The 25,540-nt window shown below is 70.2% G+C and carries 21 protein-coding genes; 15 read left to right on the top strand and 6 right to left on the bottom strand.

All coding sequences use genetic code 11. The features are described from left to right. Nucleotides 1–173 precede the first annotated feature (173 nt). From aqpZ to fgd, 15 genes are all read left to right on the top strand, one after another. Nucleotides 174–986: an aquaporin Z gene (gene aqpZ / locus AB0N80_RS02930; protein WP_315994009.1), complete on the top strand. Its 813-nt coding sequence runs from the start codon at nt 174–176 to the stop codon at nt 984–986. A gap of 112 nt (nt 987–1,098) precedes the next feature. Continuing rightward, the gene (gene fdhD / locus AB0N80_RS02925; protein ID WP_315994010.1) at nt 1,099–1,977 is read left to right on the top strand and encodes a formate dehydrogenase accessory sulfurtransferase FdhD; all 879 of its coding nucleotides are present in this window, start codon (nt 1,099–1,101) and stop codon (nt 1,975–1,977) included. A gap of 61 nt (nt 1,978–2,038) precedes the next feature. Then, nucleotides 2,039–4,360: an FdhF/YdeP family oxidoreductase gene (locus tag AB0N80_RS02920; RefSeq protein WP_363577452.1), complete on the top strand. Its 2,322-nt coding sequence runs from the start codon at nt 2,039–2,041 to the stop codon at nt 4,358–4,360. 250 nt (nt 4,361–4,610) lie between these two features. Beyond that, on the top strand, nt 4,611–6,035 hold the full coding sequence (gene hydA / locus AB0N80_RS02915; RefSeq protein WP_363577450.1) for a dihydropyrimidinase: 1,425 nt from the start codon (nt 4,611–4,613) through the stop codon (nt 6,033–6,035). Between the two features lie 23 nt (nt 6,036–6,058). After that, entirely contained in the window at nt 6,059–7,066 is a 1,008-nt protein-coding gene (locus AB0N80_RS02910) for an LLM class flavin-dependent oxidoreductase (RefSeq protein WP_363577448.1), read from the top strand. Further along, on the top strand, nt 7,063–7,884 hold the full coding sequence (locus AB0N80_RS02905; RefSeq protein ID WP_363388087.1) for an IclR family transcriptional regulator: 822 nt from the start codon (nt 7,063–7,065) through the stop codon (nt 7,882–7,884). The genes AB0N80_RS02910 and AB0N80_RS02905 overlap by 4 nt, the downstream gene beginning before the upstream one ends. 257 nt (nt 7,885–8,141) lie before the next feature. Next, nucleotides 8,142–8,990, top strand: a complete 849-nt coding sequence (locus AB0N80_RS02900; RefSeq protein WP_363577446.1) for an ABC transporter permease subunit — start codon at nt 8,142–8,144, stop codon at nt 8,988–8,990. Then, nucleotides 8,987–9,781 (top strand): ABC transporter ATP-binding protein, encoded by a 795-nt coding sequence (locus AB0N80_RS02895; RefSeq protein WP_363388092.1) that lies wholly within the window; start codon nt 8,987–8,989, stop codon nt 9,779–9,781. The genes AB0N80_RS02900 and AB0N80_RS02895 overlap by 4 nt, the downstream gene beginning before the upstream one ends. Continuing rightward, a complete protein-coding gene (locus tag AB0N80_RS02890) occupies nt 9,778–10,587 on the top strand; it encodes an ABC transporter permease subunit (protein WP_363388095.1) in 810 nt (269 codons plus the stop codon). The genes AB0N80_RS02895 and AB0N80_RS02890 overlap by 4 nt, the downstream gene beginning before the upstream one ends. 83 nt (nt 10,588–10,670) lie before the next feature. Further along, nucleotides 10,671–11,813, top strand: coding sequence for an ABC transporter substrate-binding protein (locus tag AB0N80_RS02885; protein ID WP_363577444.1), 1,143 nt, complete (start codon nt 10,671–10,673; stop codon nt 11,811–11,813). 53 nt (nt 11,814–11,866) lie between these two features. Next, entirely contained in the window at nt 11,867–12,718 is an 852-nt protein-coding gene (locus AB0N80_RS02880; RefSeq protein WP_363388101.1) for a nitrilase family protein, read from the top strand. Continuing rightward, entirely contained in the window at nt 12,715–13,278 is a 564-nt protein-coding gene (locus AB0N80_RS02875) for an amino acid synthesis family protein (RefSeq protein ID WP_363577442.1), read from the top strand. The genes AB0N80_RS02880 and AB0N80_RS02875 overlap by 4 nt, the downstream gene beginning before the upstream one ends. Then, on the top strand, nt 13,275–14,642 hold the full coding sequence (locus tag AB0N80_RS02870; RefSeq protein WP_363388107.1) for an aminotransferase class III-fold pyridoxal phosphate-dependent enzyme: 1,368 nt from the start codon (nt 13,275–13,277) through the stop codon (nt 14,640–14,642). The genes AB0N80_RS02875 and AB0N80_RS02870 overlap by 4 nt, the downstream gene beginning before the upstream one ends. Beyond that, nucleotides 14,639–15,469 carry a nitrilase-related carbon-nitrogen hydrolase gene (locus tag AB0N80_RS02865; protein WP_363577440.1) on the top strand — a complete coding sequence of 277 codons (831 nt, stop codon included), beginning with the start codon at nt 14,639–14,641 and terminating at the stop codon, nt 15,467–15,469. Before AB0N80_RS02870 ends, AB0N80_RS02865 begins: the two co-directional genes overlap by 4 nt. An 8-nt stretch (nt 15,470–15,477) precedes the next feature. Then, nucleotides 15,478–16,488, top strand: a complete 1,011-nt coding sequence (gene fgd, locus AB0N80_RS02860) for a glucose-6-phosphate dehydrogenase (coenzyme-F420) (protein ID WP_363388113.1) — start codon at nt 15,478–15,480, stop codon at nt 16,486–16,488. A gap of 9 nt (nt 16,489–16,497) precedes the next feature. Here fgd and AB0N80_RS02855 read toward each other — a convergent pair whose 3' ends face one another. From AB0N80_RS02855 to AB0N80_RS02830, 6 genes are read right to left on the bottom strand one after another with little or no spacing between them, the layout of a single operon-like run. Next, nucleotides 16,498–17,940 (bottom strand): GH1 family beta-glucosidase, encoded by a 1,443-nt coding sequence (locus AB0N80_RS02855; RefSeq protein WP_363577438.1) that lies wholly within the window; start codon nt 17,938–17,940, stop codon nt 16,498–16,500. Beyond that, nucleotides 17,937–20,150 carry an alpha-xylosidase gene (gene yicI, locus AB0N80_RS02850; RefSeq protein ID WP_363577436.1) on the bottom strand — a complete coding sequence of 738 codons (2,214 nt, stop codon included), beginning with the start codon at nt 20,148–20,150 and terminating at the stop codon, nt 17,937–17,939. Before yicI ends, AB0N80_RS02855 begins: the two co-directional genes overlap by 4 nt. After that, on the bottom strand, nt 20,147–22,186 hold the full coding sequence (locus AB0N80_RS02845; RefSeq protein ID WP_315994014.1) for a beta-galactosidase: 2,040 nt from the start codon (nt 22,184–22,186) through the stop codon (nt 20,147–20,149). The genes yicI and AB0N80_RS02845 overlap by 4 nt, the downstream gene beginning before the upstream one ends. A 36-nt stretch (nt 22,187–22,222) precedes the next feature. Next, nucleotides 22,223–23,122, bottom strand: a complete 900-nt coding sequence (locus AB0N80_RS02840; RefSeq protein ID WP_315994015.1) for a carbohydrate ABC transporter permease — start codon at nt 23,120–23,122, stop codon at nt 22,223–22,225. Next, complete coding sequence (locus AB0N80_RS02835) at nt 23,122–24,051, bottom strand: sugar ABC transporter permease (RefSeq protein ID WP_363577434.1); 930 nt, start codon at nt 24,049–24,051, stop codon at nt 23,122–23,124. The genes AB0N80_RS02840 and AB0N80_RS02835 overlap by 1 nt, the downstream gene beginning before the upstream one ends. Nucleotides 24,052–24,107: 56 nt before the next feature. Further along, entirely contained in the window at nt 24,108–25,391 is a 1,284-nt protein-coding gene (locus tag AB0N80_RS02830; protein WP_315994017.1) for an extracellular solute-binding protein, read from the bottom strand. Between the last annotated feature and the right edge of the window lie 149 nt (nt 25,392–25,540).

Genomic DNA, 25,540 nt, shown 5'->3' with positions numbered 1-25,540 from the left:
CTTACGGCGTATATCGCTGTCGTGGCGGGAGGGTCAAGCGCCACCTCCCGTTCGTTTCGTGTCGCCATCATTCGGGGGTTGCGGCGGCATCCGAGGAATTCGGGTGTGACACTCGCCCTGCTCGCAACGTCATCCCCCCGACACACCCGTGGGAACGGACAGAACGGAGCATCATGGGCAAGAAGGACAAGAAGCGCAACGAGCCGGTCGACATCGCGGATTCCACCTCGGAGCAGCAGCGGCAGAAGGCGGGCAGCTGGTCGTCGCCCGCGCGGTACGCCGCGGAGCTGTTCGGCACCTTCCTGCTGGTGCTGGGCGGGGTGGGCACGGCGCTGTTCGCGGCGAACTTCCCCAGCGCCGACGACAACCAGGCCGGCGTGGGCTTCCTCGGCGTGGCCCTGGCCTTCGGCCTGACCCTGGTCGCGGGCATCGCGGCGGTCGGCCACATCAGCGGTGGCCACTTCAACCCCGCCGTGACCCTCGGTCTGCTGGCGGCCGGCCGTACGGACGCCCGCCACGTGCCGGGGTACATCCTCGCGCAGCTGATCGGCGGCATCCTGGCCTCCAGCGTCATCGCGCTCGTGCTCGCGGGGCGCCCCGACGGATTCGCCGCTGCGCAGGAGGCGGGCTTCGCCTCGAACGGCTTCGGCGAGGGCAGCCCGGGCGGCTACGGCCTCGCGGCGGTGTTCGTCGCCGAGGCCGTGCTCACCGGCATCTTCCTCGCGGTGATCCTCTCGGTCACCGCCAAGGCCGAGTACCAGGCGTTCGCCCCGATCGGCATCGGCCTCACGCTGACGCTCATCCACCTCATCAGCATCCCGATCAGCAACACGAGCGTGAACCCCGCACGGTCGATCGCCACCGCCGTCTACGGCGGAACCCTGCCGCTGAGCCAGCTGTGGGTCTTCATCGTCGCCCCGATCGCGGGAGCCCTCGTCGCCGGCGCCGTGGTGCGCGTGCGGGGTCGTCGCACCGTCACGGCCTGATCGAGGACGCCGTACCACCGGCCCGGGAACGTGGGGTTCCCGGGCCGATCCCGCGTCGGCCGGGCGTACGCTCGACCCATGTCCCCCCAGCTCCCGTCGGTGCGGTCCTGACATGGGCCGTCTCACCACCTCGCGCCGGGTGACGCGCATCACCCTCGAGGGGGCGAACCGACAGCGACCGGATGCCATCGCGGTCGAGGAGCCGCTCGAGATCCGCGTCGCCGGATCGCCGCTCGCCGTGACGATGCGCACGCCCGGCCACGACGTCGAGCTCGCCGCCGGCTTCCTCGTGTCGGAGGGCGTGATCAGCCGCGGCGACCAGTTCGCCCGCGCGATCCACTGCGGCGGTCCGGGCACGGGAGGCGCCGACGGCAACACCTACAACGTGCTCGACCTCACGCTCGCGCCGGGCGTGGCCCTGCCCTCCCCCGACATCGCCCGCTCCTTCTACACGACGAGCTCGTGCGGGGTGTGCGGCACCGCGTCGATCGAGGCGGTCGAGAAGGTCTCGACCTACGACGTCTCCCGTGACGCGCTGTCGGTGCCGGCACACGATGTCGCGGCCTTCCCCGACCGGCTGCGCGAGCAGCAGAAGACGTTCGACAAGACCGGCGGCCTCCACGGGGCCGCACTCTTCGACGGCACGACGGGCGAGCTCCTCGTCGCCCGCGAAGACGTGGGTCGACACAACGCCGTCGACAAGGTCGTCGGGTGGGCTCTGCTGAACGACCGCCTTCCCCTGCGTGAGACGGTGCTGCAGGTGTCGGGCCGCGTGAGCTTCGAACTCGTGCAGAAGGCCGTGATGGCCGGCATCCCGATGCTCTCGGCCGTGTCGGCGCCGTCGTCGCTCGCCGTCGAACTCGCCGAGCGCGCGGGCCTCACGCTCGCCGCCTTCGTCCGCGGGTCGAGCATGAACCTGTACACCCGCGCGGATCGCATCGTCGTCCCATCCACAACCCCCGTGGCGGAAGAGGTCGCGGGCGTACGCTGACGTTCGTGCGCGCGGTGTGTGGATGCCACCGGCTCGGCGCCGGAAACCACGGAGGGTGAACATGGGTGAGTCGTTCGGGCTGATGACCGAGGAACCGCGCCAGGGAGGCCTCGGGCCGCAGGTCGACGGCGAGTGGTCGAGCACCGGCCCCTACGAGCATCCCGCCGCCGGATGGGGCGCCGCCCTCACCGTGGGCAAGGTGCTCTACGAACAGCGTCAGCCCCTGGCGGGCACCAAGGCGATGTTCACGATGAACCACCCGAAGAGCGGCTTCGACTGCCCGGGATGCGCGTGGCCCGACGACAAGGGCGTCACCCTCGACATCTGCGAGAACGGCATCAAGCACGTCACGTGGGAGATGACCCACAAGCGCGTGGGCAAGGAGTTCTTCGCCGAGCACTCCGTGAGCGAGCTGTCGCAGTGGAGCGACTTCGAACTCGAGGACGCCGGGCGGCTGGTGGGGCCGATGGCGTACGACGCCGCGACCGACCACTACGTGCCGATCTCGTGGAACGACGCGTTCCGCCTGATCGCGCAGCACCTCACGGCCCTGGACTCCCCCGATCAGGCGGCGTTCTACACCTCCGGCCGCCTGAGCAACGAGGCGTCGTTCCTCTACCAGCTGTTCGCGCGCGAGCTCGGGACGAACAACCTCCCCGACTGCTCGAACATGTGCCACGAGGGCTCGGGCCGCGGGCTCACGGCATCCCTCGCCACCGGCAAGGGCACGGCCGACCTCGAGGACTGGGAGGCGTGCGACGCCCTCTTCGTGCTCGGCGTCAACGCCGCCTCGAACGCCCCCCGCATGCTCACGAGCCTCGCCGAGGCCATCGATCGCGGCGCCCAGGTCGTGCACGTCAACCCGCTGCGCGAGGTCGCGGGCACCCGCACGATCGTGCCGCACGAGATCGTCGACATGGCGACGTTCAACAGCACCCCCACGAGCACGATGAACCTGCAGGTGCGCCCGGGCGGCGACCTGGCCCTCGTCCGCGGTATGGCGAAAGTGGTGTTCGAGGCGTCGAAGACCGACCCCACGGCGCTCGACCAGGCCTTCCTCGACCAGTACACGAGCGGCCTCGACGCCTACCGCGCCCTCGTCGAGGCGACGCCGTGGTCGGAGCTCGTCGAGCAGGCGGGACTCACCGAGGCCGAGATCCGCGCGGCCGCCGACATCTATCTCGCCTCGAAGGCGTGCGTGATCAGCTGGTGCCTCGGAGTCAGCCAGCACCAGCACGGCGTCGACACGGTGCGCGAGATCGTCAATCTGCTGCTGCTCCGCGGCAACGTCGGCCGCAAGGGCACCGGTCCCTCCCCCGTGCGCGGCCACAGCAACGTGCAGGGCAACCGCACCTGCGGCATCAACCACAAGCCCACCGAGGAATGGCTGGCGAAGCTCGACGAGGTGTGCGGCATCACCTCGCCGCGCGAGCCCGGCCTCGACACCGTGCACACGGTCGCGGCCCTGCACCGTGGTGACCTCAAGGTGTTCCTCGGCATGGGCGGCAACTTCGTGCGGGCCGCTCCCGACACCAAGCTGACCGCCGAGGGCATGGGCCGCTGCGAGCTGACCGTGCACGTGAGCACCAAGCTCAACCGCAGTCACCTCACCCACGGCAAGGAGGCGCTCATCCTCCCGTGCCTCGGCCGCACCGAGCGCGACATGCAGGAGGCGGGCCCGCAGTCGATCTCGACCGAGGATGCCATGAGCTCCGTCATGCTCTCGCTCGGCTCCCGCAAGCCCGCGTCGCCGCACCTGCTCAGCGAACCCGAGATCATCGCGCGCATCGCGCGGGCGACCATGCCCGGCTCGGCGACCCCGTGGGAGTGGTACGTGGGCGACTACGACCGCATCCGCGACACGATGGCGAAGGCGCTGCCCGGCTTCGAGGGCTTCAACGAGCTGGTGCGCCAGCAGTACGGATTCCGCATCCCTCAGCCCGCGCGCGAGCGCGAGTTCCAGACGCCCTCCGGCAAGGCGGAGTTCTCGGATGCCGACCTGCCGAACGTCATCCCCGAGGAAGCCGACGTGCTGGTGCTACAGACCATGCGCTCGCACGACCAGTGGAACACGACCATCTACTCGGCCGACGACCGCTACCGCGGCGTCCGCAACATCCGCGAGCTGGTGTTCATGAACCGGCGCGACATGAAGGAACGCGGTCTCGCCGAGGGCGACCTCGTCGACATCGTGGCGACCTCGCGAGACGGGTCGGTGCGCCGTGTGACCGCGTTCCGCGCCCTGGAGTACGACACCCCGCGCGGCAGCGCCGCCGGCTACTTCCCGGAGCTGAACGTGCTGCTCGGCCCCGATGACTACAGCCGCCAGAGCGATCAGCCGCTGATGAAGGACATCCGGGTCAGGATCGCGAAGACGGCGTGACGCCGGGTCACGGCCCGGGCCGTCGTGGCTCGGCTCCGGCCGGTGCCACGCCGGGACCGGGCTGAAGTCCCGTCCATGTGCACATCGGCGGGTCGATTGCCCGACCCGTCGATGCGTACCTGCCCGCGGCGGCGTGTCGACCGCGTCTTCCGCCGTTGCGCACGGCGGGACCGGGACAGGGGGAAACACGCGCGTAATGCAGACGCTCTATGTTCAGTGAACCAACAGTCCACTGAATGAACCGAGTGACATGGACACCTTCATTTTGCACGGCGGCACCGTCGTGAGCAGCGAAGGCCGCGTTCGCGCCGACGTGCTCGTCAAAGGGACGCGCATCGCCGCGATCCTGGCCCCGGACGCCACCCCGCCCGCCGACGCTCGGCGGATTGACGTCACGGGTACGTATCTGCTGCCCGGCGGCGTCGACACGCACACCCATCTCGAGCATCGCGTGGCCAGCGGCGCGACCCGCACCGCCGACGACTTCTTCTCCGGCACCGTCGCCGCGGCGTGCGGGGGGACGACGACGATCGTCGACTTCGTCCGCGCTCCCGCCGGCATGGCGATCGATGACGCCTTCCACGCTCGGCGCGCGGCCGCCGAGGCATCCTGCGTGATCGACTTCGGCTTCCACCCGATCGTGCCGGCGACCGCGGGCGAAGACGACACCTTCGAGCGCCTCACCCGGTTGACCCGGGAGCACGGAGCCGCGAGCTGGAAGTTCTTCATGGCGTACCCCGGCTCGATGGTGTCCGATGACGTGCTGATCCGCGGCTTCCGCGCGGCACGGGAGTGCGGCGCGCTCCCGATGGTGCACGCCGAGAACGGCCACATGATCGCCGACGCCGTCGAGCGGCTGACGGATGCCGGCCGCACGGCCGAGCACGAGCACCTGCACGCGCATCCCGCCGACGCCGAGGTCGAGGCCGTACATCGGGCGATCACCCTCGCCGAGCACGTCGACACCCCCCTCTTCATCGTTCACGTTTCCGCCGCGGATGCGGCGCGCGTCGTCCGCACCCGGCGCGACGCGGGAGCGGATGTACGCGCCGAGACGTGCCCGCAGTACCTCGTCACCGCGTACGAGGACTACGCCGATGCGGGCTCACGGGCCGCGGGGTACATCTGCTCTCCGCCCATCCGCGAACAGGCCAATCGCGAGGAACTCTGGGCCGCCGTGTCCAACGGCACGATCGACACGATTGGCACCGATCACGCCGCGTTCGCCCTGCAGACCACCGACCCCGAGATGCCCCAGAAGGACGTCGGCAAGGGCATCTTCTCGGCCACCCCGAACGGCGTCCCCGGTGTGGAGGAACGCCTGATGGTGATGTATTCCGCGGGCGTCGGCACCGGTCGCATCTCGCTCGAACGCTTCGTGGAGCTCACCGCCACGGCGCCGGCGCGGACCTTCGGACTCGCGCCGCGCAAGGGCGCGATCGTCGCGGGCGCCGACGCCGACATCGTCGTCTGGGATCCCGAGGCCGAGCGCACCCTCAGCGCCGAGACCCACCACAGCCTCGCCGACTACAGCGTCTACGAGGGGATGACCGTCCGCGGCGCTCCCGCCGCCGTGTACGCCCGCGGCGAGCTCGTCGCGCGCGACGGCGAACCCACCGAGGCGGCCATCCGCGGGCGCGGTTCGTACCTCGCGCGCACCCTCCCCACCTACTGACCTCCGACGACAGGACCCTCATCATGCGCATTCCCCTCGGCATCCACCTGGGCGAGCGATTCACCCTCGACGAGACCTGGGCGGCCGCCGAGATGGCCGAGGATTTCGGCTTCGACTCGCTCTGGGTCGCCGAAGGTCGCCTGACCCGCGACGCCGTCTCGCTCATGGCTCTTCTCGCCGCGCGGACGCGCACGGTCCGCATCGGATCCGGCGTGGTCAACAACAAGACGCGCAACGCCGCCCTGATGGCGGTGACCTTCAAGACCCTCGACGAGCTGGCACCTGGGCGCATCATCTGCGGCCTCGGCGCGTGGTGGGAGCCGCTCGCCACGCGCGTCGGGACGCCGCTTCGCAAGCCGGTCACCGCGATGCGCGAGTACGTCGGCGTCCTGCAGTCCTTCTTCCGCAACGAGGAAGTGACGTTCTCGGGGGAGTTCGTGCAGATGGACGGCGTGCGGTTCGACCGGATGTACGCCGAGAACGTCGCCGTCGACATCCCCATCTATGCCGGAGCGGTCGGGCCCCGCATGCTGGAGCTCGCCGGACAGACGATGGACGGCGTCTATCTCGACTTCCTGCTGCCGGTGTCCTACCTCGACTTCGCCGCGACGCACATCGGCGCGGGGCTGGCCAAGCGGACCGACGGCGTCACCGCCCTCGACATGACGCAGGCCATCGCCGTCGCGGTCGACGACGACGACCCCGCGGCCGCCCTCGACGAGTGCCGCGCGTTCCTTACGCTGTACCTCATGCAGCAGCCCCACATCGCCGAGCACTGCGGCGTCGAGCCCGAGCTCGTCACCCGCATCCAGGAGGTCGCGGGGTGGCCCGCGCGCCCCGAGGACATCCGCCGCGCCATGCGGCTGGTGCCGGACGAAGCCGTACGACGGGTGTGTGCCGCAGGGTCCACGGCCCAGGCCGCCGACAAGCTGGAGGAGTACGTCGCGGCGGGTGTGCGGGTGCCGGTGCTGAACCCGCTCGGACCGACCAAGATGCAGACCATCGCCGCGCTCGGCAAGGCCTTCTCGTGACCGAGACCACCGAGCCCGCTGTGCGCAGCGGCTCGGATGCCGGCCAGATCCAGAAGACCGTCGCGATCGTGCGGACGGTCGCGGCCCATCCCGAGGGACTCGGACTCTCGGAGCTCGCGCGGGCGTGCGGAGTGGCCAAGGCCACCTGCTATCGCATCCTGACGACCCTCGAACGCGAAGGGTGGATCGTCTCCGACCCGGTGACCAAGCGTTCCCGCCTGTCGCTCGATCTGATCCTGATGACCGAGAGCGTCGTCACCGGGGGGTCTCTCACCCGGTACGTCCGTGACGTGCTGGCCGACATCGCGGCGACCACGGGCGAGACGGCGGGCATCGACACCCTGACGGGGTCGCAGGTCACGGTGCTTATGGAGGCCAGCGGCCCGCACCTCATCGGTCACGCACCCCGGCCGGTGCCGCGCCTGCTGTCGAGCTGGCGGACATCGACGGGACGCGTCCTGCTCGCCTGGAACGATCCGGAGCTGGGTCGCGCCGATTTCGAGAAGGATGCCGCTGCGGGCCGACTGCCCGCGGGTTTCACCACCTACGACGATTTCCTGGCCGAGATCGCCACCGTTCGCGAGCAGGGCTACGCGGTGACCCGCAGCCAGCTCGAAGAGGGGCTGACCGCCATTGCCGCCCCTGTGCTGATCGACGGCGCGGCGAGATACGCCGTGTGGACGAGCGGACCGAACTACCGACTCGACGAGCGGATCGACGGCGCGGTCACCGCCGTGACGGAGCGTGCCGCGAGCTTGGCCCGTCTGTTGCAGCGAGCGGGGACCGATCTGGACGGGCGCACGACGCGTTCTTCGTGACGCGCATCTCCTCGACTGCCCCCGGCGCCTTCGGCGCACCGGGGGCAGTTGCCTTTGCGGGACAACTCGAAACACAGCAGTAACCTCCCCCGCCTCTCGCGGAAATGCCGCTCCTCCATGATGGTCACAAGAGCGAACCGTCGGTTCGCTGGATGAACCACTGGAGAGAGATGACCGCTCACCTCGTGACCCGCCCCCGCGATGCCTCGCCATCGCGTACCGCGGCCACGCCGCCGTCTCGGCGTCGAGCGGCCAGCGTGTTCGCCCCCCTGCGCAGTCTCGCCATCGCGGCGGCCCTGATCGTCTCGGCCGGCCTGGTGTGGGAGGGCTACAAAGCGCTCGGCCGCGCCTTCGGCGACGTCATCCCCGGCCTGAACTTCCCCTTCCCGATCGCGACCACGGACGCGGCGATGCCCCACATCGCCCAGATCGTCGGCGCTCTCGCCTCGCCCGCCAGCGTCGCGGGCGGCGGGACACTGCTGTCGTACTACCTCGTCGAGACCAGCGTGACGCTGCGGGAGTCCCTGTACGGCATGCTCATCGGCGCCGTGATCGGCGCCCTCCTCGCGATGCTCCTGCGCGAGATCCCGCTCCTCGGGAAGGCCACGCTCCCGTGGCTGATCGTCAGCCAGACCATCCCCCTCGTCGCCCTCGCCCCGATCATCGTCGTGTGGATCGGCAGCGCCGGTCTTCCCAGTTGGATCGCCGTCACCGCCATCGCGGCCTACCTCTCCTTCTTCCCGGTCACGCTGAACACCTTGACCGGGCTCAACGCGGCCGACCCCCTGCACGTGGAGTTCCTGCGGTCGATCTCGGCATCACGCTGGCGCGTGCTGGTGCACGTGCGCATCCCGACCGCCCTCCCCAGCTTCTTCACCGGCCTGCGACTCGCCGCGACCGCGGCCGTCATCGGCGCGATCGTCGGCGAACTGTCGGCCGGCACCGGCGCCGGCATCGGGCGCGCCATCCTCACCGCCGCCTACTACTACTCCCTCGCCCCGGCGAACCTCTACGCCGCCATCCTGGTCGCCTCACTCGCCGGCATCGTCTTCGTCCAATTCATCGTCCTCGTCGAGTGGCTCACCCTCAGGAAGAGGTCCTCATGACCGCCCCCGCCATCCAGCTGTCCGGCGTCTCGAAGGAGTTCGTCACCTCCTCCGGAAGCACGCTCGCGCTCGACCACATCGACCTGGAGATCCCCTCCGGCGCGTTCGTCTCGCTGCTCGGCCCCTCGGGCTGCGGCAAGAGCACACTGCTTCGCGTGATCGGAGATCTCATCCCGCCCACCTCGGGAACGGTCACCGTCGCCGGGATGACGGCCCGCGAGGCGCGACGTACACGTCAGTACGGCATGGCGTTCCAGGCGCCGGGCCTGATGGACTGGCGCACCGTCCGGCGCAACATCGAGCTTCCGCTGCAGGTGCAGGGCGTGCCGCGCGCCGAACGCCGCGCGCGGGCCGACGAGATGCTCGAGCTCGTCCGCCTCACGGCGTTCGCCGACCACCGACCCCGGCAGCTGTCGGGCGGGATGCAGCAGCGCGTCGCGATCGCCCGCGCCCTGGCCATGCAGCCCCGCGTCCTCCTCATGGACGAGCCGCTCGGCGCGCTCGACGAGATGAACCGCGAGCACATGCAACGCGAACTGCTGCGGATCTGGCGGGCCACCGGCACGACGATCGTCTTCGTCACCCACAGCGTCCCCGAGGCGACCTTCCTTTCGACCGAGGTCGTCGTGATGTCGCCCCGCCCCGGGCGCATCGCCGAGCGTATCGCGATCGACCTGCCCTTCCCCCGCACCGACGACACGCGCGTGGCCCCGGAGTTCTACGCCGCCGAGAGCCGCGTGCGTACGGCCCTGCACGCCGTCCTCGACCCGTACGAGAGCGTGACCCCGTGAGCGCCTTCTCTCCGGCCCGTCCCGTCCGGTTCTCCACCGGCACGGGCGTGATCCGCACACTTGCCCCCGCGGCCGTCCTCGGCGCTGTGGTCCTGGCGCTCTGGCAGGTCGTCGTGAGCCTCGGCGGCATCCAGGCCTACCTTCTTCCGGCCCCCACCACGATCGCCGCCGCCCTCGTGTCCGATGCTCCCCAGTTGCTCGCCGCGGCGGTTCCGACGACGACGGCGATCGTCTCGGCCGTCGTGCTGGGCGGCATCCTGGGCGTCGTCGGCGCCATCGTCATCACCCTGTTCGAGGGCGTCGCGAAGGTGGTGCTCTCGCTCGTCGCCATCGCGAGCTGCGCGCCGATCGTCGCGCTCGCACCGATCTTCAACGCGTGGTTCGGAAGCACCTCGCTCATGTCGAAGATCGCCGTGGCGACGGTCGCGGTGGCCTTCCCCGTCGTCGTCAACACCACGCGCGGCCTGTTGCGCGTCGACCCGCTGCACCGCGAGCTGCTCGACTCGCTGTCGGGAACCCGCGGCCAGCTGCTGTGGTTCGTACGTCTACCGGGCGCCCTTCCGTCGCTCTTCGACGGGCTGCGGATCGGCTCGACGATGTCGGTCATCGCCGTCATCGTCGCCGAGTACTTCGGCGGGACAGCCCAGGCGCTGGGCGTCGTCATCGCGAACAGCGCGGCCGTGTCGCGCTTCGACCTCACCTGGGCCGCCGTCGCCCTCGCCAGCGCCATCGGCCTGGCGCTGTACGCCCTCGTCGCCCTCGTCGAGGCGCTCGTCGTTCCGTGGCGACGCGCCGTGGCATCCTGACCCACCCCCTCACCCGAACGCCCCACCCTCCGTACCACCGCACGCGCACCCGAACGCACCACCCGTACCCGAGAGGACCCGTCATGACCCCCACCCTCCGCAGCGCCGGCGCCGTCACCGCTGCCGCCGGTCTGTTGCTCTCCCTCGCCGGCTGCGCCGGCATGGGCGGCTCCGCCGAAGCCGCCGCCCCGTCCGCGAACGCCGATTGCGCCTCCGTCGACAAGGTGACCGTCGTCCTCCAGTGGGTCACCCAGGCCCAGTTCGCGGGGTACTACGCCGCCAAGGACAAGGGCTTCTACGCCGACCAGTGCCTCGACGTCACCATCCAGGAGGGCGGCACGAACGTCGTCCCCCAGCAGGTGCTCGCCAGCGGCAACGCCGAGTTCGCCGTGAGCCACGTCATCAAGAGCATGGCGTCGCGCGAGCAGGGCGCCGATGTGGTCAACATCTCGCAGACCTTCGAGCGCGGCGCCTACCTCCAGGTGTCGTGGGCCGACAGCGGCATCTCGTCCCTGACCGACCTCAAGGGCACCAAGATGGGCAGCTGGGGCGGCGGAAACGAGCTCACGCTGTACGCGGCGCTCAAGGCGGAGGGCATCGACCCGACGACCGACATCACGGTGCTCCAGCAGCCCTTCGACATGTCGATGCTGCTGAACCACGAGGCCGACTCGGTCCAGGCCAAGACCTACAACGAGTACGCCCAGCTGCTCGAGACCGTCAACCCCGCGACCGGAAAGCTGTACCAGCCGTCCGACTTCTCGGTGCTGGACTTCCAGAAGCTCGGCTACGGCACGCTCGAAGACGGTGTCTACGCCCGCGGCGACTGGCTCGCCGAGGGCGACAACGCCGACATCGCGACGCGCTTCCTCGCCGGGACGAACGAGGGCTGGGCCTTCTGCCGCGACGACGCCGACGCGTGCGTCGACATGGTCGTCGCCCAGGGCAGCGCGCTCGGCCGCACGCACCAGGCCTGGATGATGAACGAGATCAACAAGCTCATGTGGCCGTCGACGGCCGGCATCGGCGCGCTGTCCGAAGAGGACTGGAAGCGCACCGTCCAGGTCGGCATCGAGGGCGGTGTCCTCACGAAGGATCCCGGCACGGACGCCTACCGGACCGACCTCAACGCCGCGGCGCTGAAGCTGCTCGAGGCCAAGGGGGTCGACGTCACGGGCGCCGATTGGACCCCCGCCACCGTAACCCTCACCGAGGGCGGCAAGTAACCCGACCCCGAGCGAGGGCGGGCACGCGCCCGCCCTCGCGAGAGCGAGACACCATGAGCACCGACTTCCTCATCGCCTGCGCGCAGTTCGATCCGCAGATCGGCGACATCCCCGCGAACATCGCGTCGAGCGAGACAGCGATCCGGGATGCCGCCGCCCTCGGCGCCCGCGTCATCGTGCTTCCCGAGTGCGCGAGCGCGGGATGGGCCTTCACCGACTACGCCGAGTCGTACGCCGCTTCGCAGCCGATCCCTGACGGACCGACGATCGTCGCGTGGCACGAGCTCGCTCGGGAGCTGGACGTATGGATCTGCGGCGGGGTCGGCGAACGAGACGGCGACCGGGTCTACAACAGCGCGGTGCTCATCTCGCCCTCCGGTGTGGAGGCGGTGTATCGCAAGGTGCACCTGTGGAACACCGAGAAGGACGTGTTCGACGCCGGAGACGGCTTCCCCGTCGTCGAGACCCCCTTCGGCCGCGTGGGGATGCTCATCTGCTACGACGCGTGGTTCCCCGAGAGCGCGCGCAGCCTCGCCCTGCAGGGCGCCGACCTCGTCCTCGCCCCGAGCGACTGGGTCCCCAATCCGGGGCAGCAGCCGGGCCCGTCGCTGGCGAACATGATGGCGATGGCCAACGCCCACTCGAACCAGGTCTTCGTCGCGGCCTGCAGTCGCGTCGGCATCGAACGCGGCCAGCGCTTCATCGGCGACAGCGTCATCGTCGGACCCGACGGGTGGCTCCTCGCCGGCCCGGCGCCCGACACCCCCGCCATCGTCACCGCGCGCATCGACCCCATCGGGTCGCGCCCCGCCCGCCGGAACGATCCCTTCAACCGCCCCCTCGGAGACCGTCGTCCCGAGGCCTATCACCTCACCCCGAGTTCAGAGAATCGAGCGCCGCAATGACCCTCTCCGTCCGCAAGATCGTCCGTCACCGCGAGGAGACCCTCCGCGAGAACGGGCAGGACCTGCCCTCGACGCACGTCGTCGCCTGGGTGGCCGCCGTCATCGCCAACCCGTACGGCACCGGCGCCTATGTGCAGGACCTGGTCAGCACGGCCGACGAGATCGGCGCCGAGATCGGACGCCTGCTCGGCCCCGCGTGCGTCGACCTGCTCGACGCGGAGGTCGAGGCCTTCGGCAAGGCCGCATTGGTGGGACTCGGCGGAGAGGTCGAGCACGGCTCGGCGCTCATCCACAACCTGCGCTTCGGCAACGAGTTCCGCACGGCCGCGGGAGGCACCGAACTCCTGCCCGCCGCCGAGAAGGTCGGGCTCACCGGTGCCGCGATCGACGTGCCGCTGAAGCACAAGCTGGATGCCAAGACCCGCTCGCACCATCAGACGATCACCCTCGTGATCCCCGACGCCCCGCGCCCCGACGAGATCGTGATCGCGTGCGTCGCCGCGAACACCGGCCGCCCCCTCGCCCGTCTCGCCACCTTCGGAGCGGAGGTGGCCCCGTGAGCCTGGACACCGCGAGCGACACCTGGACGACCTCGCGCATCCAGGAGGCCGAGCAGCGCTACGTCATCCGCTCCTGGTCCGTGCAGGGAAAGCCCGCACAGGCCGCGATCTCGCACGGCGAGGGCAGCTGGTTCTGGGACACGGAGGGCAACCGCTACCTCGACTTCCAGTCGCAGCTGGTCAACCTGAACCTGGGCCACCAGCACCCGAAGCTCGTCGAGGCCATCGTCGACCAGGTGCGCACCATGGCGTACATGGGCCCGAACTTCGCCGTCCGCGCGCGCGCCGAGCTCGGCGAGCGCATCGCCGAGATCGCCCCGGGCGACCTGGAGATGAGCTTCTTCACCACCGGCGGCGCCGAGGCGAACGAGAACGCCGTGCGTCTGGCGCAGCACATCACCGGGCGCCCGAAGGTGATGGCGCGCTATCGCTCGTACCACGGCGCGACGGCGGGAGCGCTGTCGTTGACCGGCGACCCGCGCCACCACCATGCGGGCGGCCCGGGCGTCCCGGGCGTCGTCCGGTTCCACGACCCGTACGTGTACCGCACCCCGAGCGGCCGTCCTCCCGAGGAGGATCCGGTGTGCCTGGGCGCGCCTCACGTCGAGGAGATCCTGCAGTACGAGGATCCGTCGACCATCGCCGCGATCGTCATCGAGACCGTCACGGGCACCAACGGCATCCTGGTCCCGCCGGACGGCTACCTCGCCTCGCTCCGCGAGGTGTGCGATCGCCACGGCATCTTCCTCATCTGCGATGAGGTCATGGCCGGCTACGGCCGCACGGGCGAGTACTTCGCGGTGCAGAACTGGGACGTCGTGCCCGACATCGTCACGAGCGCCAAAGGTTTGAACTCCGGCTACGTGCCGCTCGGCGCCATGACGGTGGGCGAGCGTTCGCGCGCGTGGCTGAACGAGAACAAGTTCTGGGGCGGACAGACCTACGCGGGCCACCCGCTCGCGGCGGCCAGCGCGCTGGCATCCCTGCGGATCATGGAAGAGGAGAACATCCTCGACAACGTGCGCGCCCGTGGGGCGCAGTTGGATGCCGGCCTCCGCGCGCTGCAGAGCCGGTACCCGGTGATGGGCGACGTCCGCGGCATCGGCCTTTTCTACGGCGTCGAGTTCGTCACCGACCCGGCCACCCGCGAACCGCTCGTTCCGTTCGGTGCGGTCGGGGCGGCCGCCGCCCCGATGCAGAAGCTGGTCGCCTCGGCCTGGCGCCAGGGCCTGTACCTCAGCGCGAACAACAACGTGCTGCGTCTGACACCGCCGCTCATCATCAACGAGGACGAGATCTCGTTCGCCCTCTCGGTGCTCGACGACGTCATCGGCGAGCTGTCGACCGAGATGGGCCTCGCGTGAGCGCCGTCTCGCGGGTCGCCGCCCTGCAGCTGGCCACCGGGCGGGATCGCGACGACGTGCTGGAGGCGACCGATCGCCTGATCGCCGAGGCCGTCGGCGAGGGGGCCGGGCTGATCGTCCTGCCCGAGCTGTTCGCGGCCCCCTTCGTGCAGCCTGAGCCCGACCCCGACTTCTTCGTGCACGCCGAGTCCCTCGACGGCCCCTCGAACGCGATGGTCCGCGACGCGTCGCGCCGTCACGGGGTGAGCATCGTCTCGTCGATCTTCGAGAGCCGCGAGGTACCGGGCGTCTACGCGAACACCGCGTGCACGTTCGTCGACGGCGAGCTGGTGCAGGTATATCGCAAGTCGCACCTGCCGTTCTCGAACGGCTTCCCCGAGAAGTTTTACTTCCGTCCCGGGCAGGAACCGCCGGCGGCGGTCGACACGACGGTCGGTCCGGTCGGCACGATCATCTGCTACGAGCGGCACTTCCCCGAGCTCGGCCGCCTGGTCGCGCTGGACGGCGGGGTGGTCCTGTCGATCCCGGTCGCTTGTGCCAGCGCCCCCATGAAAGAGGTCTTCCAGCTCGAGCTGCGCGCCCAAGCCGTCGCGAACGGCATGTACGTCGTGTGCGCCAACCGGTCCGGCGTCGAGGGCGTGAAGGACTACTTCGGCACGAGCGCGGTCTACGGCCCGAGCGGCGAGATCCTCGCGGTCGTCGACGAGGGCGACGGGGTGGCGGTGGCCGACATGGATGCTGCCCGCGTGGCATCCATCCGCGCGACCCGCCCGTTCCTGCGCGACCGGCGCACCGATCTGTACGGCGGCCTCGCCGTCGCCGAGTGAGGACGACCATGGGCGTACCCCTGCGTTTGGGATACAAGGCCTCGAGCGAGCAGTTCGGGCCCAACGAGCTCCTTGACTTTGGCGTCCTGGCCGAGGAGATGGCCTTCGACTCCGTCTTCCTCTCCGACCACCTGCAGCCGTGGCGACACGACGGCGGACACGCCCCGAACGCCCTCCCGTGGCTCGGCGCGCTGGGCGCGCGCACCGAACGCGTGATCATCGGCACGAGCGTGCTCACCCCGACCTTCCGCTACCACCCGGGTGTCATCGCCCAGGTGTTCGCGACCTTGGGCGTGATGTTCCCCGGCCGGGTGGCGCTCGGCGTCGGCACGGGCGAGGCGCTCAACGAGGTGACCCTCGGTCTCGACTGGCCCGAGGGTCCTGAGCGCTTCCAGCGGCTGAAAGAGGCGATCACCCTCATCGACAGGCTGTGGAGCGAGGACCGCGTCACCTTCGACGGCACGTACTACTCGGTGAAGGATGCCACGATCTACGACCGCCCCGAGCAGAAGGTCCCGATCTACATCGGCGCCTCCGGTCCGGCGGCGACGCGTCTGGCGGGCCGGATCGCCCAGGGCTACATCACCACGAGCGGCAAAGACCCCTCCCTCTACGCGGAGACGCTCCTGCCCGCGCTCGACGACGGCCTGTCGAAGGCGGGCCGCACGCGTGACGACATCGACACCCTGATGGAGGTGAAGGTGTCGTTTCACCCCGACCACGACACCGCACTGGAGAAGACCCGCTTCTGGGCGCCGCTGGCCCTGTCGGCGGAAGAGAAGATGAGCGTTCACGATCCGCTCGAGATGCAGCGCCTGGCCGACGAGCTGCCGATCGAGCGGGCGGCATCCCGCTTCATTGTCTCCACCGACCCCGACGAGCACGTCGACCGCATCGCGCGCTATGTCGACCTCGGCTTCCGCCACCTCGTGTTCCACGACCCCGGACACGACCAGGAGGAGTTCCTGCGCATGTACGGCGAGGAGATCATCCCCCGCCTGCGCGAGCGCTTCGGCTGAGGAGATGCCTCAGGCCGGCAGCACCCCCGTGCGCGCGAGCTCGGCGTACCAGCGCCCGCTGTCCTTCACGGTGCGCTCGAGGGTGTCGAAGTCGACGCGGACGATGCCGAAGCGCTTCGCGTAGCCGTAGCCCCATTCGAAGTTGTCCATCAGCGACCACACGAAGTAGCCGCGCAGATCGACGCCCTGCTCGAGGGCGCGGTGGGCGGCGGTGAAGTGACGGCGCAGGTAGTCGAGCCGTTCCGGGTCGGGGACGGACCCGTCGTCGCCCACGACGTCGTCGAACGCGGCGCCGTTCTCGGTCACCATGAGCGGCTGCTGCGGGAACTGCTCGCGCAGCGACAGCAGGAGCTCCTCGAGTCCCTCGGGCGCGATGTTCCAGCCCATGGCGGTCGACGGGCCCGGCTGCGGCAGGAACTCGAGCACGTCGTCGCTCCCGGGCCACGCCGTGCCGCCGGCGGCAGCCTTGTGTCCGTCGTTGCTCTGCTTCGGCGACACCCCGTCCCAGATCTGCGCGGTGACGGTGGAGTAGTAGTTCACGCCCAGCACGTCGAGGGGCTGATGGATGGCCTCCAGGTCGCCCTCGTGCACGAACGACCAGTCGGTGACGGATGCCGTGTCGGCCAGCAGGTCGTCGGGATAGGCCCCGCGCAGTATCGGGCCGGTGAAGGCCCGGTTCGCGAGGGCGTCCACGCGTCGCACCGCCTCCGCCGCCTGCTCACCGCGGCCCCGCGGCACGTGGAAGTTCAGCGTCACCGAGTACTCCGGGTCGCCGGTCGAGGTGGCCCGCAGCGCCTGCACCGCGCGGCCGTGCGCGAGGTTCAGGTGGTGCACCGCGGCGAGCGCGGCGGCCGGTTCGTGTCGCCCCGGCGCGTGTCCGCCCTGCCCGTAGCCGAGGTAGGCCGAGCACCAGGGTTCGTTCAGCGTCGTCCAGGTGTGGATGCGATCGCCCAGAGCCGCGCCCATGATCTCGGCGTAGCGCTCGAAGGCGTCGGCCGTCGCGCGCATCGGCCAACCGCCGGCATCCTCCAGGGTCTGCGGCAGATCCCAGTGGTACAGCGTCGCCACCGGCCGGATGCCCCGCTCGAGCAGGCCGTCGACGAGACGCGAGTAGAAGTCGACGCCCGCCTGGTTGACCGCGCCGGTGCCCTCGGGGACGATGCGCGGCCACGCGATCGAGAACCGGTAGGCGCCGAGGCCCAGCTCCGCCATGAGATCGAGGTCGGCCTCCCAGCGGTGGTAGTGGTCGCAGGCCACGTCGCCGGTGTCGCCGTTCCAGACGCGACCCGGGGTCTTGCTGAAGGTGTCCCAGATCGAGGGGAGCCGGCCGTCCTGCGCCGCCGCCCCCTCCACCTGGTAGGACGCCGTGGCCGAGCCGAACGTGAAGCCCTCGGGGAAGACGAGCCCGCTGTCGCGGTAGTCGGTCGAGCCGACCGTCGGGGGAAGGGTCATCGGGAAGGCTCCTCGAGGTCGACGGTGAGGACGGACGATCGCCCGTCGGGGGTCGTGACGATGATCTCGCGCGTTCCGCTGCCGCCGGGGAAGACGCGCACCTCGAGTCCGTCGAGGTAGTCGTAGTCGGGCCGGTCCCCCCGCGCCCCCCACGGGATGACGGCGCCCGGGCGGGCGTACAGCGGCAGGCTGTCGAAGCCGTGGCGTTCGCGCAGCCACCGCCCGCCCTCGACCGTCTCGCCGCTCAGCAGGTGGGTCCAGCGCCCCTCGGGGAGGTAGAACTCCACATCGCCCTCGGCCGAGAACACCGGCGCGACGAGGAGGTCGGAGCCGAGCATGTACTGCCGATCGAGGTGGGCGACGGCCGGGTCGTCGGGGAACTCCAACGCCATCGGCCGCATGACCGGCACGCCGGTGTCGGCGGCGGTCAGACCGAGCTGGAAGAGGTACGGCATCAGCCGCATCTTGAGGTTCGTGAACAGGCGCGTGATCTCCACCGCCTCGTCGTCGAACTGCCACGGCACGCGGTACGACTCGGATCCGTGGAAGCGACTGTGGGTTCCGAGCAGGCCGAATGCGGTCCAGCGCTTGAACACTGCGGCATCCGGAAGCCCTTCGAAGCCGCCGATGTCGTGACTCCAGTGCGCGAAGCCGCTCATCGCGAGCGACAGGCCTCCGCGCAGGGTCTCGGCCATCGACGCGAACGTCGAGGTGGAGTCCCCTCCCCAGTGCACGGGCATGCTCTGCCCGCCGGCCGTGGCCGACCGCGCGAACAGCACCGCGTCGCCCTCGCCGCGCTCCTGGACGAGCACGTCGTAGACCGCGCGGTTGTACAGCTCGGTGTAGAGGTTGTGCATGCGGTCGGGCGCGGTGCCGTCGGCGTAGACGACGTCGAGGGGGATGCGCTCTCCGAAGTCGGTCTTGAAGCAGTCCACGCCCTGTCGCACGAGGCGTCGGAGGTGCTCCTGGAACCAGCGGGTGGCATCCGAGTCGGTGAAATCGACCAGGCCCATTCCGGCCTGCCACAGGTCCCACTGCCACACCGATCCGTCGGCTCGGCGCACGAGGTAGCCCGCTTCGGCCGCCTCGGCGAACAGCGGCGAGGCCTGGCCGATGTACGGGTTGATCCACACGCACACGCGCAGGTCGCGCTCGTGCAGGCGCCGGAGCATGCCGTCGGGGTCGGGGAAGACGCGGGGATCCCACTCGAAGTCGCACCACTGGAACTCGCGCATCCAGAAGCAGTCGAAGTGGAACACCGACACGGGCAGCTCGCGGCGGGCCATCTCGTCGATGAACGAGGTGACGGTCGCCTCGTCGTAGTCGGTGGTGAAGCTCGTGGACAGCCACAGGCCGTACGACCATGCCGGCACGACCGGGGGCCGGCCGGTGAGAGCCGTGTAGCGCGAGAGGACGTCCTTCGGGGTCGGGCCGTCGAAGACGAAGTACTCCAGAGCCTCGCCCGCGACGGAGAACTGCACGCGCTCGACCGCCTCGGAGCCCACCTCGAAGGACACGTGGCCCGGGTCGTTGACGAGTACGCCGTACCCGCGGTTCGAGACGTACAGGGGCACGTTCTTGTACGCCTGCTCACTGGAGGTGCCGCCGTCGGCGTTCCAGATGTCGACGGACTGGCCGTTCTTCACCAGCGGCCCGAACCTCTCGCCGAGGCCGTAGACGAGCTCGCCGACGCCGAGGTCGAGCTGCTCGTGGACGAACGTGCGCGGCGGGCTCGATCCCGCCGGGTCGACGATCGCCCGGTCGACCTGCGCCCCCTCGTCGAGGGTGACGTAGGCCTGGGCCTTGGCCGCGCTGGCGGTGAGCAGACGGCCGTCCGATCGGAACGACAGCGCCCACGGCGCACCGGCAGTCACCCGCGCCTCGAGGGCCCCACTGCGCAGCACCCCCGCCTCCGCATCGACCGCTCCGGCCCCGCGACCGGCGCCCGGCAGCGGGAAGGAGCAGCCGCGGCCCCGACCGGTGTGGTGCTCGATGCGCACGCGCACGACCCCCTCGGCCGGCGACGACAGGGTGGTGGTGAGCACGGGCCGGTTCAGCGTGTCGCCGCGGCGCTCGATCACCTTCGTCGGGGCCAGCACGCGCAGGCCCGGACCGTCGATCGTCTCGACCTCGCGGATGTCGACCGCCTCCTGCGCGTACAGCGCGCGCACGCCCGGCCGCAGCTGCCAGAACCCGTCGGTGAACTTCATCGCTCCTCCTCCACGACGACGACGGCTCCGGATGCCACCCGCACGGTGCCGTCGTACCGTTCACCGGTCACGAGGTCGCGCCCCGACGCCGCCGCCGAGCGCTCGGCATCCGTGTGGTTGAGGAGGAAGAGGTACGACGAGCCGTCGCCCACCCGTCGGATCACGTCGAGCCCGGGCTCGGACGCGACCACCGGGCCCACCCCGGCGGCGGCAAGCAGATCGGACAGCACCGCGTCGAGACCTTCGGTGTCGGGGCGGGTCGCGAGGTACGACGCGCTGCCACGTCCGAGCGAACGCCGCGTCCAGGTCGCCGTGCCGGAGCGTTCGCCGCTGGTCACGCGCGCGCGCACCTCGCTGTCGCGGGCATCGACGTCCTCGAGCCACACCGATGCCGTATGGCCGCTGTCGAGCGTCACGCTCTCGCCCGCCATGAGCGGGAAGAACTCGTCGACGCGGATGCCGAGCAGATCGCGGAAGGCGCCCGGATATCCGCCGGCGCGCACGCGGTTCTCGGGGTCGACGATGCCGGAGAGGTACGTCACGAGCACATGGGCGCCGTCGTTCGCGAGCCGCTCGAGGCGCGCGGGCAGCGCGTCATCGGCCAGGTAGAGCGTGGGAACGACGACCGCCGCGTATCCGTCGAGGTCGGCCGAGGACGGCAGCACGTCGACGGCGACGCCGCGCAGCGTGAGGGCGCGGTGGATCGCGATCGGCATGTCCATCGGGTCGACGAGGTCGCTGGGCATGCGGCCGCTGCGCAGGGCCGCGACCGTGTCGTGGTCGAAGAGCAGGGCGACCCGCGCCTTCTCGACCCGCGTCCCCCGCACGGGGGCGAGGGCCTTCAGCGTCGCGCCGAGCCGTTCGACGTCGCGGAAGATCGCGGAGTCCGCCCCGGCATGCGGCAGCATCGCCGAGTGGTACTGCTCGGCTCCCGCCGTCGACGCCCGCCACTGGAAGAACAGGATGCCGTCGGAGCCCCGAGCCACGTGCGCGAGGGAGTCGCGCGCCATCTCGCCGACGGACTTCGCGCGGTTCACGCCCTGCCAGTTCACCGCGGCCGTCGAGTGCTCCATGAGCATCCAGGGGCGCCCGCCGACCAGGCCGCGCACGCGGTCGGCGCTGAAGGCCAGCTCGCTGTGCCGGAACGGGTCGGCCCCGATCGTGTAGTGGTCGTTCGCGACGATGTCGACCTCGCGGGCCCACACCTCATGATCGGTGGCGCCCGGGGTGTTCATCACCATGAAGTTCGTCGTGATCGGGATTCCGGGGGTGATCCGTCGCAGTTCGTCGCGCTCGGCGCGGTAGTGGCCGATCAACGCGTCGGAGGTGAAGCGCTCGAAATCGAGCAGCAGACCGGGGTTGTGCCCCGTGCGTGCGCCGCGCGGCGGCTCGATCTGGTCGAACGAGGTGTAGTGGTGGCCCCAGAACGCGGTGCCCCACGCAGCGTTCAGACGCGAGACCTCGCCGAAGCGCTCGGCGAGCCAGAGGCGGAAGGCCGCGGCCGTCTCCTCGCTGTAGCAGCGCCCGTTCTCATTGCCGATCTCATTGCTGACGTGCCACATGCGCAGCGCCGGATGCGAGCCGTACCGCTCGGCGATCGCGCGCACGACGCGCAGCGCGTAGCGGCGGAACACCGCAGAACTCGGCGACCAGGCGAGGCGCCCTCCCTGCGCGGTGCGGTGGCCGTCGGCATCCACCGTCGCGATCTCGGGGTGCGCCCGCAGGAGCCAGATCGGCGGCGCCGCGGTCGGGGTGGCCAGGTTCACCCCGATTCCGCCGGCGTGCAGCAGGTCCATGATGCGGTCCAGCCACCCCCAGTCCCAGACCCCGTCGGCGGTCTCGAGCAGGCCCCACGAGAAGATGCCGAGCGACACCGAGGTCACTCCCGCGCGCTGCATCAGCGCGATGTCCTCGGGCCACAGCTCCTCGGGCCATTGCTCGGGGTTGTAGTCGGCTCCGAAGGCGATGCCGTCGGCGATCCAGTCGAAGCGGGTGGGGGCGGGCAGGTCGGCGGCGTGCGAGGAGAAGTCGTTCATGGTTCTTTCGTGGGGAGGAGGCGCGAGCGGAGGACGTCAGCCCTTGAGGCTGCCGCTGACGAGGTCGAGTCGCCAGAAGCGCTGCAGGAAGATCATCAGGAGCAGGAGCGGCACGATGGCGAGCAGCGCACCGACGATTGCGAGCGAGTAGAGCGCGGGCGTCCCCGTGCCGCGATTGAGCAGCAGGTAGAGACCCGTGGTGAGGGGATAGAGCTGCTCGTTGCTGAGCATGATGAACGGCAGCAGGAAGTTGTTCCAGATGCCGACGAACTGCAGCATGAACACGGTGATCAGGCCGGGGACCATCACGGGCATCGCGATCGACAGGAAGATGCGGAACTCGCTCGCCCCGTCGAGGCGAGCGGCCTCGACGGTCTCCTCCGGCACCGACGACTGCGCGTAGATGGTGGCGAGATAGATCCCGAACGGGTTGATGATGCTCGGCAGCAGCACGGCCCAGTACGTGTTCGCGAGGCCCAGCTCGGCCATGAGGAAGTACTGCGGGATCGCGAGGGTGATCTGCGGCAGCATGACGCCCGCGAGCAGCACGTTGAACACCACGGCGCGCCCCCGGAACCGGTAGCGGGCGAGCGCGTACCCGGCCGCCGCCGACACGAGGGTCGACAGGACGGCTCCGCCCCCGGCGTAGAGCAGGCTGTTGCCCGCCCACTTCCAGTACACGCCGCCGCCGTAGGTGGAGAGGTCGACGAGGTTCTGCCAGAACCCGGTCCCGGGCAGGAACGAGAAGGTGCTGAACAGCTCCCCGCGCGACTTCGTCGAGGCGGTGATCACCCAGACGATCGGGATGAGCGTGTAGATCGCGCCCATCAACAGCACGAGGGTGGGGATGACGCGGCCCCGGGTCACGGGGCGTGGGCGGCGCGCGGGCGGCCGCGGGGCGCGCGTCGTGGGGGCGTCGGCGGTGAGGGTGGCCATCAGTTCTCTCCGAAGGTGCGGCGCTGCAGGAGGCGGAGGAGCCCGAGCGAGACGACGAGGGTTCCCAGGGCCAGCACGACCGAGGCGGCTGCCGCTCCCGAGGTGTTGTCCAGGTTGAACGCGTCGCGGTAGATCTTCATCAGCGGGAAGAAGTTGAACGAGATCGAGTTCGACATCGACCGCAGCGTCGTGGGTTCGCCGTACGCCTGGAGCGTGGCGATGATCGAGAACAGGAACGTCAGCACGAGCGCGGGGGTGAGCAGGGGCACCTTGATCCGCCAGGCGATCTGCCATTCCGAGGCGCCGTCGATCTTGGCCGCCTCGTAGAGCTCGCTGGGGATGGACCGCAACGCGGTGTACATCACGATCATGTTGAAGCCGACGCCCGCCCACACGGCGATGTTCGACAGCGACAGGTAGAGCCACGAGCCGTTCAGGAAGTCGACCGACGGCAGCCCCACCGCCTGCAGCACGTAGGTCGCAGGGCTCGTGCGCGGAAGATAGAGGAAGCCCCACAGCAGAGCGCCGATCACCCCGGGCACGGCATACGGCAGGAAGATCGCGAGGCGCGAGAAGCGGGCCAGGCGCACCCCGGGCAGATCCAGCAGCAGCGCGAACGTCAGCGCGAGACCGAGGGTCAGCGGCACCGAGATGAGGGCGAAGATCCCGAGCCGACCCAGGGATGCCACGAGTTCGGGATCGGTGAGCGAGGCGACGTAGTTGTCGAGACCGACGAAGGTCTGCTGACGGATGCCGAAGGCGCCGCCGCTGGAGCGCAGCTGCATGACGCTGAGGTAGATGGCGTACCCGATGGGCACGATGAGGAACATCGTGAACAGCGCGAGCGCGGGCGCGAGGAACGCCCACGGGGCCACGCGGGGCCGGAGGGAGGTGCGCCGGGATGCCGCGCGCGAGACGGTGGTGGTCACAGGTCGTTCTCCTGGGTCGGCGGTGGGAGGGCGCGGGCCCTCCCACCGCGGGGCGATCACTGGACCGTGAATCCGGACTTCTCGAGGTCGGCGACCACGGCATCCTGAGCCGACTTCAAGACGGCGGTGTACGAGCCGCCGTTCTGCGTCGCGGCCTTCACCCCGTCGGACCACGAGTCGAAGGCCACCTGCACGTTCGGACCCCAGGTGAAGGGGGCACTGTTCTCGGCGATGTCGACGGCGAGGTCCCAGAAGTCCGCCTGGTCGCTCACCAGGTCGGGCACGGGCTGACCCGCGAGCTGCGACTGGCCCGCCGAGGAGGCCGGGAACAGACCGATGTCGATGAGCCCCTTGGTGCCCTCGTCGCTCGCATTGAGCCACTGGAGGAACTCGACGGCCTCCTTCGGGTGCTCGGTGTTCTTGGTCACCATGACGGAGGAGCCGCCCATGAAGCCGGTGCCGGTCTCGCCGTCCCACGTGGGCATCTTCGCGGCGGCCCAGAGGCCCGCGGTGTCGGGCGCCACCGAGAACGCGGCGGCGGGTGCCCAGGCCCCCGCGGTCCAGCTGAGGATGCTGCCGTCGTTCATCTTCGTGCCCCACTCCGGGGTGAAGAAGTGCGTGGTGTCGACGAGACCCTGCTCGACCAGCGGCTGCCAGAAGTCCACGACGCGCTGCGTGGGGGCCTCGTCGATGCCGACCTTCCAGGCGTCGCCCTCGGTGGCCCACCACTCGGCGCCGAGGGGCTGCGCGTAGGCGGCCATCGTCGACGCATCGTCGGGGTAGCCCCCGAGCAGGGTGCCGGGGAGGGTGGTCTTCACCGTCTGCGCCAGTGCCGCGTACTCGTCCCAGGTGGACGGCGCGGTCCATCCGTTCTGGTCGAAGACGTCCTTGCGGTACATGAAGATCATGGGGCCGGTGTCCTGGGGCACGGCGTACACGCCGTCTCCGACGGTGACCAGGCTCAGCGCCCCCTCGGAGAAACCGTCGGTGAACGTGTCGGCGTACTCGCTGATGTCGAGAGCCACGTCGCTGACGACCATGTTGGGCAGCTTCTGGTACTCGGCCTGGGCGAGGTCGGGACCCTCGCCCGCGCGCTGTGCCGCGAGCAGCTTGGCGATCATGTCGTCGGCGCCCGCGGCCTCGACCACCTTCACCTGGATGTCGGGATTCTGCTCGTTCCAGACATCGATGACGTCGCCGATGCCGGGTGCCCACGCCCAGTACTCGAGGGTCACCGGACCCGAGGACTGCCCCGCATCGCCGGCGCAGCCGGCGGTGGTCAGGACGGCGGCACTCGCGACGGCGAGGGCCCCGACGCGGAAAAGACTGCTGCGCTTCACGAACTACTCCTTTGTAGGTGCGACCGGCTCCGGGCGAGGGTGCGGCCGATGCTCCCCGGGGCCGACCCCCGGGTGCTCGCGTCCTACCCTCGCCGCCCCGCTCGATTTTGTCAACCTATGAAACAAAAACGATCCGCGCGCACGCGAAG

The organism is Microbacterium sp. NPDC089188, assembly GCF_040685155.1.
Lineage (GTDB): Bacteria > Actinomycetota > Actinomycetes > Actinomycetales > Microbacteriaceae > Microbacterium > Microbacterium galbum.
Note: the sequence above shows the minus strand (reverse complement) of the source record. Positions and strands in the feature narration are given on the sequence as shown.

Coding starts and splice junctions, on each gene's coding strand:
- aqpZ (WP_315994009.1), top strand. CDS start 174: ATGGGCAAGAAGGACAAGAAGCGCAACGAGCCGGTCGACATCGCGGAT.
- fdhD (WP_315994010.1), top strand. CDS start 1,099: ATGGGCCGTCTCACCACCTCGCGCCGGGTGACGCGCATCACCCTCGAG.
- AB0N80_RS02920 (WP_363577452.1), top strand. CDS start 2,039: ATGGGTGAGTCGTTCGGGCTGATGACCGAGGAACCGCGCCAGGGAGGC.
- hydA (WP_363577450.1), top strand. CDS start 4,611: ATGGACACCTTCATTTTGCACGGCGGCACCGTCGTGAGCAGCGAAGGC.
- AB0N80_RS02910 (WP_363577448.1), top strand. CDS start 6,059: ATGCGCATTCCCCTCGGCATCCACCTGGGCGAGCGATTCACCCTCGAC.
- AB0N80_RS02895 (WP_363388092.1), top strand. CDS start 8,987: ATGACCGCCCCCGCCATCCAGCTGTCCGGCGTCTCGAAGGAGTTCGTC.
- AB0N80_RS02885 (WP_363577444.1), top strand. CDS start 10,671: ATGACCCCCACCCTCCGCAGCGCCGGCGCCGTCACCGCTGCCGCCGGT.
- AB0N80_RS02880 (WP_363388101.1), top strand. CDS start 11,867: ATGAGCACCGACTTCCTCATCGCCTGCGCGCAGTTCGATCCGCAGATC.
- AB0N80_RS02875 (WP_363577442.1), top strand. CDS start 12,715: ATGACCCTCTCCGTCCGCAAGATCGTCCGTCACCGCGAGGAGACCCTC.
- fgd (WP_363388113.1), top strand. CDS start 15,478: ATGGGCGTACCCCTGCGTTTGGGATACAAGGCCTCGAGCGAGCAGTTC.
- AB0N80_RS02855 (WP_363577438.1), bottom strand. CDS start 17,940: ATGACCCTTCCCCCGACGGTCGGCTCGACCGACTACCGCGACAGCGGG.
- yicI (WP_363577436.1), bottom strand. CDS start 20,150: ATGAAGTTCACCGACGGGTTCTGGCAGCTGCGGCCGGGCGTGCGCGCG.
- AB0N80_RS02845 (WP_315994014.1), bottom strand. CDS start 22,186: ATGAACGACTTCTCCTCGCACGCCGCCGACCTGCCCGCCCCCACCCGC.
- AB0N80_RS02840 (WP_315994015.1), bottom strand. CDS start 23,122: ATGGCCACCCTCACCGCCGACGCCCCCACGACGCGCGCCCCGCGGCCG.